Raw genomic sequence first — 10,663 nt, forward strand, 5'->3', positions numbered from 1 at the left:
AGGACGTATACCCGAAATGGTTACCCACTTACCTACAAAAGTATAATTATGGTGAATACGAATTCAATCTAAAGGTTGGCGGTCATGCTCAAACAAAAGACTTGTGACTTTCTCTATATGTGCGATTAGAAAGCAAACTATTGACAAAGAAACTGTGACGCTAAGACTCATTATTTTAGGCCTTTCAATTTTAATATTTGACGGGTGTAGACGATATGAAAAGGTAAAGTTGGACAAGATTATTTTTCATACATCCCGTTGTTTCGGTTCATGTCCTGCTTACCATTCACAAATTGACAGCAACCGGACACTTCTACTTCATTCTGAGTACGTGGACAACACACCTGACATTAATACAGACTTGAATAACCCCGACACTTCAAGGATTGGATACTTTACGGGGCAAGTAAGCGACCGACAATACAAGGAACTTGTCAATGAACTTGAAGATATTGGACTTGATGATTTGCAATTTGACGGAATGGATTGCTGTGACGCCTCGACAAAGACAATCATTGTCTACTATAATGGAAAACGGAAGTTTTTAAAATCAATGTTTCCGCCAAGAGAGGCTGACAAATTGATTTCTCTTCTAAGAAGTATCTGTGAATCGACCAACACTCAACGAACAGATAAGATGTTTCAAATTGAGGACAAGGAATAGAGTGGGGTAATTCGCACGAACCGCCAACAAAGAATAAAACATGCCGGCACAGTTAATTTTAATTTATTATTTTGAAGTGCCGGTACGTTTTATATACAAGGCGTTAGCGGCAAGCTTGTTTGGTAAATTTTCGGTATATTCAAGATTAAAAAATACGAGATGTCAGCGACGGAGCTTAAGTTGGAAATAATCAAAAAATTGACCGCAATAGAGGATGAAGTTGTCTTAGAGGAGATTTATCGTCTGGTGACCGCTGAGTCGGAGATGGAGGGGATATACAATCTTTCTGATGACGAAATGAGATCGATTCAGGCGGGATTGGAGGATGCCAAGGCTGGTCGAGTTTATTCTCACTCGGAGGTCAAACAGCTGGTCAAGGAATGGCTAAAAAAATAGAATGGACGGCAGCATCACTACGGGATCGCGTCGGCATTTATCGTTATTGGTTAGAAAGAAACAAGTCAGACTCATACAGCGAAAAGTTAGAATTACTTTTTGATGAAGCTGCCGAACTGATTGCGGATTGTATTTTGACGATCGATACCGACGAAAGAGACCTAGGGATACGTTTAAAATATAATGCGAACCTAAATAAATTTGATGTATTGGGATGGATGAGCTTGGACCATCGAGGCAAGTGAACCTCCGATAGAGACGCCTGCTAACACAACATATGCGCCATTGCAGGTTGTCGCTATATTTAATGTAAGCTGCAACGGCGCATATGTCAGCGTTGGCTGCAATTATGACTAGGATATTGATGACTTAAGGTAATGATCATTTTTACAGTTATGGGACAAGTAAATCTTTGGGACGATAAGAGACCAGAGGTTGTCAGTTCAGAATTTGACGCAATTCAAAAGAAAATAACCTTGACATTCCTACTTCGTGACAAACAAGGAGCAGAGTTCTCGATTGACAAACTGAAGATATACGGAGTGAAAGATTATAACATGGTTCGACAGGCTCTTGAGTTAATAAGTAAAAGCACTGTGACAATTGACTTGACGGGCCAGCACGAAATCCGACTTGGTGACCAGAAAGGGGCGGTGCAAATTATAGCGTGTGACAAACACCAATACAATCAAAGAAAAATACGGACGGCATAACAGCGGCCAACACCACATATGCGCCATTGCAGTTTGGTGGCATATTTAAGATAAACTGCAACGGCGCATATGTCAGCGTTGTAGGCGATTTTACTGTACAGGTTATGACACGCTTATTGATAATATTGACAATTGCAGTTTCGACTTCCTGGACGACAATTGACGAAGGGAAGTTGTATGACAACTACAAGAAGGCGATTGAGAACGAAAGTACGTTTCAGTATTTTGTTGTTATTCATGTTACAGACGTGAACACCGGACAGACTAGAGAGATTTGCACGAAAGGCAACTTTTTAGCTGGAGCAATCCATCGAGAATACAATCTGGGTTATGACGACAATTCAATAAGGAAAGCCGAGAAGATTGCTATCAACAACCGGACAAGGGCTTTTAAATTCAAGAGCCTCGAGGCCATTAATAATTTAGGACTTGATCGATATTCAATGACCGACTTAAAAGAATTCGAAGCAACGACTAAAATCGACCAGTTGACTGGACAGGTCAATAAGGAGTGGAAGATGAGAACGACTGACGACAAGGAGATGTTACTCTACGCACATTCGTTTTTTAACCGAGGTATTCTTACAGGCGAGAATGATTGTTTCGGTGGGACGTTGGAATTTGTGAGTAAGTGAAAAGGCCTACAACACCACATATGCGCCATAGCACTTTGTTGGCTATATTTAGGTAAACTGCAACGGCGCATATGTAAGCGTTGGCACTCATTTAATCTGGACAGAGATGTTTAATATATTTAAGAAAGAAAAACCACTTCCCTTACCGACAAGTTACGATGGACTTATTAATCAAAGGGACTATAACTCAGTTGTTGAGTTATGCAAAAAATATCTGACGACAAATGACTATAGAATCATAAGCATAGGGGACGGAGAAATAGTTGTCGAACACGGTGACCAAGAAAAGCACTTCTACCTTGACAACTTAGTAAGGTTGCTAGTACAAAACAGCAAATCACAATGGGAAATTTGTATCAATGAACATTTTGACAAACAGAAAGAGATTCCATTTGCGACTGACTTTTTATATAAAGACTTTGAATACGCATCTCAATTCATCAAAGTCTATTTAAAGCCAAAAGCAACATTTACACCTGACCAAGTAGACGATTATGTAAATAGGGTTGATCTGCCAGAGACTTACACATTTCTGATACTTGACTTTAACGAACAATTTCACTTTGTGCGCAGAGAAAACATTGGTGAGTGGATTAAGTCCGAGACAGAATTATTCGAAATTGGGTTTGCTAATATATCCAAGGAATCCATAGATATTAAAGAATCACTGCTAGCCGACAAATTCCCGATTTACATGTTTTTCAGCGGAGATTTTTCAGCGAGTTATATCATTGAACTAGAACGAAATGCCAATTTTACAATTGGAACACATGGAAGCATCGTGGCTGTTCCGACAAAAGGTTCAGCTTTCATTCACCCGATAGAGAACAATCAGGTGATGGAAGTGATTGTTGTTTTAGCAGAGATGACAAAAAAGTTTTATGACGAAGACCCTGGAAATATAACCATGGACTTTTATTGGTTCCATGACGGCAAGTTCGACATATTTCCAAATGAGCCAGCTGACAATGGATATGTAACTATTGACTGGCCGACAGAGTTAAAACAAAGATTGGGACTTGATTAAACGAGCGCTAACAAAATGTATGAAACATGGCTGGGGTTCAGTGTTAATTTGCAGTTTAGTTTTTCAAATTACGTTTGGTGTCTTGGGACAGTGATGCGCTTCGAAAGCCCAGCCACGTTTCATACATAAACGTTATGCACAATGGCGCGACAAAGTAGTGGCCACCCGCATTGGTACATTTGCTTGCCGCACATTCCCGCGCGACACCAAAGCAAGCAAAAGAGCCAACCTTTGCCACGCACAAAGACTAACAAGAAGAAACACTAATGAAAAAACTTAGACCGTTGACAATGACGACAATTGCGTTTCTGTTTTACTTAACTGCAAGCGGACAATTAATTTCAAAAAAAGAATCGGCTGCAATTGACAATATCCTGACCGAATCATCAGGACAGTTTAAACCCAAGACTTATATAATTAAAAATGTAAGCATCTTGACAATGAAGGACTCCGAGTTGATAAAAAACCAAAGTGTTTTAATAGAAAACGGAATAATTCAAAAAAATCGGGACTGACATACAAAATCCAAATGCAACACTCATTGACGGTACGGGTAAACTTCTAATGCCCGGCCTTACCGACATGCACGTTCATTTATTTGAAAGGCATCCATTAAAGAATACTTGGATGGTATTGCTATTAATCAATGGGGTGACCAGTGTTCGTGATATGTGTGGAGAGCCCGGAAAACTTCAATTAAGGGACAAAATAAAAAGAAATGAAATACTTGCCCCAAACATTTATCAATCCGGTCCAATCATAGATGGAGTAAAGGATAATTCCGGATTATTCGCTTTTGCTTCGTCTCCAGAACAAGGCAGAGAAATTGTAGTCGGCCAGAAGAAGGCCGGATATGACTTTATTAAAGTTTATGATGGGCTGACAAAAGAAGTTTATTCAGCAATAGTTGATGAAGCTCATAAACAAGGAATGTTAGTGGACGGACACTTACCAGATAAAATTACTTTGGAGGAAGCATTAAAATTGAATCATAATTCAATTGAACATCTTAACGGATATTTTGAGTGGAAAGACAATCAAGTTTCTTTAAGTGTACCCGAAAATTACGCATCCTTAACGGCAAGTGCTAACGTTTGGAATTGTCCAACCATTTATAACCATTACATGAACTGGTCAAGAAAAGGAGCAGCTGAGATGTTTACTTACGCTGAGACATCTGGGTTGATTCCAAGTGCTTTAAGAGAAACGTGGAAAAAGCGAATTAGCAATAATTCGAAAGAGGTAATGGAAATAGTTGACAAATTCGGAGAAAGCAATAATGAAACTCTTAAAAAAAGTGTTTTGAATTTATACAACTCAAAATCTAAACTAATTGCCGGAACAGACGCGGGAAATCTGCCACTACTAATTCCAGGATACGCGCTCCATCAAGAATTGAAGATTATGGCAGAAATTGGCATTCCAACATACGAGGTCTTAAAGATGACAACCATCAATGCCGCACTTGCCATGAACAAGGACACTGAATTTGGGTCAGTTGAAGTTGGTAAACGGGCTGACCTTTTGTTATTAAACTCTAACCCGCTGGACGACATTGAGAACCTGAAAAATAAGAATGGAGTCATGGTTAGGGGAATTTGGTTATCAGAAGGTGAGATTAAAAATTTGACTGACAAAGTAAAACTATCTTTCGACAAATAGGACATTGACACAGTCGACCAAAACTCTTCGGACAATTAATTGGACTCAGACTGAAACGAAGATTTGTCCTTCGAATAGCAGCCCCAATGTCAAAGCCGCGCAACTTCAACCCACATCCCAAGCTTTGGCATCCGTGCTGCTTTGTAACGGTCGACTGCGCCACTGTGCATAACAAAGTGCATAGTCAATGGCGGGTGTTCAGTGCAAATTTGTAGTTTTAGTTTTCAAAAAACGTTCGGTGTCTTGGGACTATGACTGTAAGTCGGGCTTGACATTTCGCTGCGCTCCATTTTCAAGCCCTCCTAAGCCCGCCACTGCTTATGCACGAACGTTAGGTGCAATGTTATGAGGACAATGTTGGACAAATATATCGAGATCAAAAATCTATCAGATCCGCAAAAAGCGTTTGACACGATGGGCAATGAATTTATTGATGTCATGTATACAGATCATTTTTCCGATAGTAGTGTGATAATGTTACTGGACGTTGACATTGACCCCTTAAAAGAGGATGACATGATCTGGCTGAAAGAGCTATTGGATACTGTACTACCGAGGATTGGCGAGACTCAATATTATTTGACCCCTTTCACGCCAAACCAACAACCATCGTGATAACACTGCACCTAACACCATATATAAGTCATGCGCGGGGGGTCGTGCCGAATGGTAATCTTGCCTTTCAAAGAGCGTGTGGTGATGCGATGCTGAGCATCCGAAGCCGGTCGGGTTTAACATTCCGCTGCGCTCCATTTATAAACCCTCCTAAACCCCGGCACGCCCTATATATTAGCGCCATTGCAGTTTGGTGTTTATATTTAGATAAACAGCAACGGCGCATATGTCAGCGTTGGCGGTAATTTGCATCAACTTATGAAGATTCGGATAGTTGGATTGTTAGTATTTATCGCAATCATATTGTTCATCCCTTATAATGACACGAGATACATTGCGGACAAGTCGGGTGAAATTAGAATAAGCAGAATTGAGAGAAAATGTATACTGCTTAACTATGGGACGTTCCTTGCCCCTGAAAAGTACACAAATGTTTTTTTTATGCCTGAGACGTACATTAATCCATGGTACGTAGACGCTGGACCATTTGACGATGGATGTTTTGAACTGTATGCCGAATTTAAAGGTGACACAACTATCATGTATCAAGGTTCTTACTGCAAGGCAAAGAATTTGACTTCGGAATTTCAACTAGTTGAAGTCCCTAACGCTTTTGGAGAGAAAAACTGGTTCTCCATAAGCGGTGACAAAACAGGCAGATACTTGCATATTGATTGCGCGACCGGACTGAATTAAGATAGAACCGTTTACAAACTACCGCCAACAATGCACTGAGCTTCATATTTGACAGATTGAGTGAACGAAGAATTAAGCAATCGAAAGAAGATGAAAATTACTAACTAAAGCACTACACCCAACACCACATATGCGCCATTGCAGTTTGTTGGTATATTTGGGTAAACTACAAACGGCGCATATGTAAGCGTTATGCGCCATAGTTTTTGGACAATGATGGACTACGAAAGACTAAATAAGGACGAAAGAATTATTTCAGCAGTTCAATACCTCGCGGGGAAGTTTGGAGAAAACAATTTTAAGATCAAAGATCATTGGGACGGAGACTTGAATTCAATTGGACTCGCAGACAACGAAGAGAAATACTTGGTTTACATTTCGACTTATGGGGAGAAGGACTTTTGTGTGTCGCTGGAGAATTCAAAAACGTCTGACGACTTTCCTTACGAACCGACTGGAAATTTTGACAATTTGGGCATCGATGGGCTAGAGATAGTGTTCGCCCAGCATTTGCGACTAAAAATCACGGACACACAACAAAAGCCATAAGGGTCATGACGGCACGGTTGATATTTAATTTTGTATATCAGTGTGCCGCCACGCCTTATCGCTAGACGTTTGCGCCAATTATGTTTGGGACAATGAGATCTCTGACAATTAAAATACTTACAATACCATTCTTAATTGGTCAACGTTTGTTTATCTCGCTCGACAAAGAAGATAATTCCATCGTCTCCGCTTACATCGGACAGAAAATTAAATGGACTGTTAACATTATTAAAGTTTGCGGAGAGCCGGCAGCTGGAAAACCCGAGATTAGGTATTTGAAATTGACCAAGGACAAGATTGAAGTAACTTTTGGAAAACATTCCTTTGCTAGCGTTGACGTAGCGAACGGAATGACAAAATATTTAGGTGCGGACTAAAAAATAGCTGGCGCTAACAACGTGTATAGAACATGCCGGCACTGTCTATTTTTATTATTTTGGAGTGTTGGCAAGTTTCATACGCAAGCGTTGTGTGCAAACTCAAAACAAACACCATGACTTGATAATATGGAAAATTACATTGACGGATTTGTACTACCAGTCCCGCGGATTTACCTGAACGCATACAAGAGCGTGGCTGAAAAGGTGTCTGAAATTTGGAAAGAATATGGAGCACTTGCATACTTTGAGTATGTTGGAGAAGATTTAAGATTGGAAGGCACACGTTCGTTCATCGAGGTAATGGAATTGAAAGAAGATGAAGTAGTTGTATTTGGATGGGTTGTTTTTCCTTCCAAAAAGATTCGTGATAGGGCTAACAAGCAAGTTCCCACTGATTCAAGAATGAAGGATTTAGTTGCTCCATTAACCGACCCGAAAAGGTTGATTTTTGATGCTGGAAGAATGGTATATGGAGGATTTCAACCACTCGTTCTGTCGCGTACCAGTGAAGTTGAATAGACTACAAATTATAACTCAAAAAAGCCAGCACACAAAAATGCATATAAATCGTGCCGGCAGAGTTTGATGATTAATTATTAATTTGATCTGTTGGCACCCTTTATATGCGAACGTTGGCGGCAACCCGCGAAAACAATATGCGATTTATAGCACTGCTTCTATTATTGGGAGCAATTTCCAAAGAACAGCAGATTGACTTTGAATTGAAAAACCTAAAGTTCAAGGGGCTAGAGTTTAGTACCACCAAGGAGGCAATTGTAGGCGCAGTTGGGCAAGGAAGAAGGATTGAGACAAACTATGAGTGTGGATTCTTTTCGAATGACCAGGAAGGTGGTCCATATTATCAATTGATGTATGCGAACTTCAACTACATAGGTAGCGACAAGGAGAAAACCTTCTATTTAGAGCATGTAAACTTTGATGCTGACGGAAGCATAAAGTTGATGTATTTAAAAAGTGAGTTAACTGGAAGGACCACGGTGTCCGAATTTGCTGGCTTATTTGGCGAAAGAGCGAAGGAAATTGTTGTAGAACTTCGCGATGACAATTCAATATTGCTTTACTCCAAAAGCAGCGATGACGGGGCGGTTTTCCGCTTTCGGAATGGCCGACTTTTTGAATTTCAATATTGGACACCGTGTTAAGGCAGCCGCCAACATCATATATGCGCCCATTACAGTTTAGATTTATGGGTACACTGCAACGGCGCATATGTCAGCGTTAGCGGCAAACTAAGTAGATATGAGAATACCATATTTTCTGACTTTAGTTCTATTGTATGGCTCGTGCGAAAAGAATACGGAGGAGCAACTCATTACCGGAGACTTGTTTTTTAGTGAATTTCGTCTTGGAAGTCTCTACAATTTGAGTGATAGTGTCATACTTACGAATAAAATATTGTGGACACCGCTGATATTCAGACTGCCGACGATCGAACCAAACGAATGATTACTAATTGGCATTTTTTGAAAAGTAAAGGAGTCCTCTACAAACCTTACGTTGACTTAAAGATCGCAGATGATTCGTTTGTTAAACTATATTTAGACTCTTCGGATTACAATCGCATTAAGGTTTTCAAAAGGCAAACTCTATTAGAAGAACGCAAGAAAGTTGTTGTGAAGGCTTTGACTCGAGAAATTAGTAAAGGAGAAACTCCGTTTCTTTATTGTGTGAAGTTAGTTGGATTTGATATCGTTTCCGGGGAAACGCTGCCTGGAAAGAGCGAAGTTCCGATTGATGACTACAACTGAAAAGTAGTGAATTTAGTCTGCCGCTAACACAAAATATGCGCCATGCACTTTTTGTTGCTAGTTTACCAGGAAAACTGCAACGGCGCATATGTAAGAGTTAGCGTTAATTGTCAGGAAGATGAGAGTCTTATTATTGGTAATTTTTATGGCGATTTGCATTGCTACAGTTGGACAGCCGCAATGGGCGTCGCTTGACCGTTTGGGAGTAGGTGACACTCTTAAGTTGCGTGCCGAGTATACAGACTGTGGGGAATGGGGAGGACATCATGAGTCTATTCTGATATATAAGGAGTCTGGATATGTCATAAAATATATGAGGGACTCAGTTCAATGCTCTGAGCCGAATGTGTTTCGGACAAGATTGCCCGACATTATTAGGCCAATCGATTCCACTTCTCGGAGGACAATTGAAGATTACATTTTATTGATGTATAAGCTGTCGAAAGGACCACGGCGAGGAGGGAGCAATGCAAATGATGTTTTTTATATCACTTCGGGTGACAAGGAGATCGTCTATGTAGATTCCTACCATTGGGACGAGTTTGACCAACTTGTAAAGAAGATTCTCCACTGACAAACTACCGCTAACATAGTGCATATGCCATTGCCGGGGTTCGGAGTAGTTCGTAGTTTTGTTTTCAAATAACGTTTGGTTTCGTGGGACAGATTGGCGGGTCGCAATAAACATTCCTGTCGTCATTGTTTATTGCTCCTAAGCCCGGCAACGTCATATGTACCAACGTTGTGGGCAATTACAAACACAAAGGTGACAAATGAAAGCCGAACTAAATAAGCAAGAGATACGAGCGACCAATGATGCAATTGCGCGATTTAAGAGCAATGATCCCGGACTAAAAAGGACATACGATGTTGAATTTGTTATTGTTGATCCCAACACGTCATTCGAATTGAACTTGATTGAGTCCTTCTTGGGTGAGAATGAAATTGAGTTCAGGACCGTTAGAAGATACAAATCAGATATTTTGGTGGAAGTGCAAATGAAGTTGGAGGAAAAGCAAATACTAGAGATAGAGTCATACCTTACTTATTTTGCAAATGAACATGGTTTGAAGTATGATGGATGGGGTGCATTCGAATAGGACGTAACAGCTCACAACACCACATATACGCTATTGCGGTTTGTTGGCTAAATTTGGATAAACCGCGACGGCGCATATGTAAGCGTTGTGGGTAATACAGCAAAGACGTTTTGTGCCAACTCAATTTAACGGAGTGAAAAGCTTAACAGCATCAATACTAATCTTTACATTAATAAACTGTACAAACTAAAATTCAAAAGGACGTGGGACTATTTGACAAACTATTCGGTAAGACTGGAAAATTGGACGAGACATCAAAAAATCAAATTGATACAATTCAACTTGTGAGAACTGCCGAAATGTTGGACGAGGATAAGTTTTGGGAAATTATTCAAAAGTCCCTTAAGTCGACCAAAAGTCAAGACGCTCAAGAAAGATATTGTCTTAGCCCCCTAATAAGCTGCGCAAATTCTGAAAAACAGATTTGTACAACTAAATTAGGAAACAATGGCAAGAA

At 40.2% G+C, this 10,663-nt stretch carries 14 protein-coding genes; all 14 read left to right on the forward strand.

Annotated elements, in window-relative coordinates; genetic code table 11:
- The first annotated feature begins 154 nt into the window (after positions 1-154).
- On the forward strand, positions 155-664 hold the full coding sequence (locus WBG78_RS30820) for a DUF6438 domain-containing protein (protein ID WP_443092815.1): 510 nt from the start codon (positions 155-157) through the stop codon (positions 662-664).
- Positions 665-823: 159 nt separating this feature from the next.
- Positions 824-1,060, forward strand: a complete 237-nt coding sequence (locus tag WBG78_RS30390; protein ID WP_337330314.1) for a hypothetical protein — start codon at positions 824-826, stop codon at positions 1,058-1,060.
- On the forward strand, positions 1,045-1,305 hold the full coding sequence (locus WBG78_RS30395) for a hypothetical protein (RefSeq protein WP_337330315.1): 261 nt from the start codon (positions 1,045-1,047) through the stop codon (positions 1,303-1,305). Before WBG78_RS30390 ends, WBG78_RS30395 begins: the two co-directional genes overlap by 16 nt.
- Before the next feature lie 572 nt (positions 1,306-1,877).
- Positions 1,878-2,408: a hypothetical protein gene (locus WBG78_RS30400; RefSeq protein ID WP_337330316.1), complete on the forward strand. Its 531-nt coding sequence runs from the start codon at positions 1,878-1,880 to the stop codon at positions 2,406-2,408.
- 106 nt (positions 2,409-2,514) lie between these two features.
- Entirely contained in the window at positions 2,515-3,435 is a 921-nt protein-coding gene (locus WBG78_RS30405; RefSeq protein ID WP_337330317.1) for a hypothetical protein, read from the forward strand.
- 564 nt (positions 3,436-3,999) lie between these two features.
- On the forward strand, positions 4,000-5,097 hold the full coding sequence (locus WBG78_RS30410) for an amidohydrolase family protein (protein ID WP_337330318.1): 1,098 nt from the start codon (positions 4,000-4,002) through the stop codon (positions 5,095-5,097).
- An 873-nt stretch (positions 5,098-5,970) separates the two neighbouring features.
- Positions 5,971-6,408 carry a hypothetical protein gene (locus WBG78_RS30415; RefSeq protein ID WP_337330319.1) on the forward strand — a complete coding sequence of 146 codons (438 nt, stop codon included), beginning with the start codon at positions 5,971-5,973 and terminating at the stop codon, positions 6,406-6,408.
- Positions 6,409-6,600: 192 nt separating this feature from the next.
- A complete protein-coding gene (locus WBG78_RS30420) occupies positions 6,601-6,957 on the forward strand; it encodes a hypothetical protein (protein ID WP_337330320.1) in 357 nt (118 codons plus the stop codon).
- A gap of 506 nt (positions 6,958-7,463) precedes the next feature.
- On the forward strand, positions 7,464-7,856 hold the full coding sequence (locus WBG78_RS30425; RefSeq protein ID WP_337330321.1) for a DUF1428 domain-containing protein: 393 nt from the start codon (positions 7,464-7,466) through the stop codon (positions 7,854-7,856).
- Between the two features lie 137 nt (positions 7,857-7,993).
- A complete protein-coding gene (locus WBG78_RS30430; RefSeq protein ID WP_337330322.1) occupies positions 7,994-8,500 on the forward strand; it encodes a hypothetical protein in 507 nt (168 codons plus the stop codon).
- Positions 8,501-8,597: 97 nt separating this feature from the next.
- The gene (locus tag WBG78_RS30435; protein ID WP_337330323.1) at positions 8,598-8,804 is read left to right on the forward strand and encodes a hypothetical protein; all 207 of its coding nucleotides are present in this window, start codon (positions 8,598-8,600) and stop codon (positions 8,802-8,804) included.
- A gap of 17 nt (positions 8,805-8,821) precedes the next feature.
- Positions 8,822-9,106, forward strand: a complete 285-nt coding sequence (locus WBG78_RS30440; protein ID WP_337330324.1) for a hypothetical protein — start codon at positions 8,822-8,824, stop codon at positions 9,104-9,106.
- A gap of 773 nt (positions 9,107-9,879) precedes the next feature.
- On the forward strand, positions 9,880-10,206 hold the full coding sequence (locus WBG78_RS30445; protein ID WP_337330325.1) for a ribonuclease E inhibitor RraB: 327 nt from the start codon (positions 9,880-9,882) through the stop codon (positions 10,204-10,206).
- 203 nt (positions 10,207-10,409) lie between these two features.
- Positions 10,410-10,663: hypothetical protein (locus WBG78_RS30450; RefSeq protein WP_337330326.1), on the forward strand; the 254-nt coding region annotated here is incomplete at its 3' end.

This window comes from Chryseolinea sp. T2 (assembly GCF_037203685.1).
Lineage (GTDB): Bacteria > Bacteroidota > Bacteroidia > Cytophagales > Cyclobacteriaceae > Chryseolinea.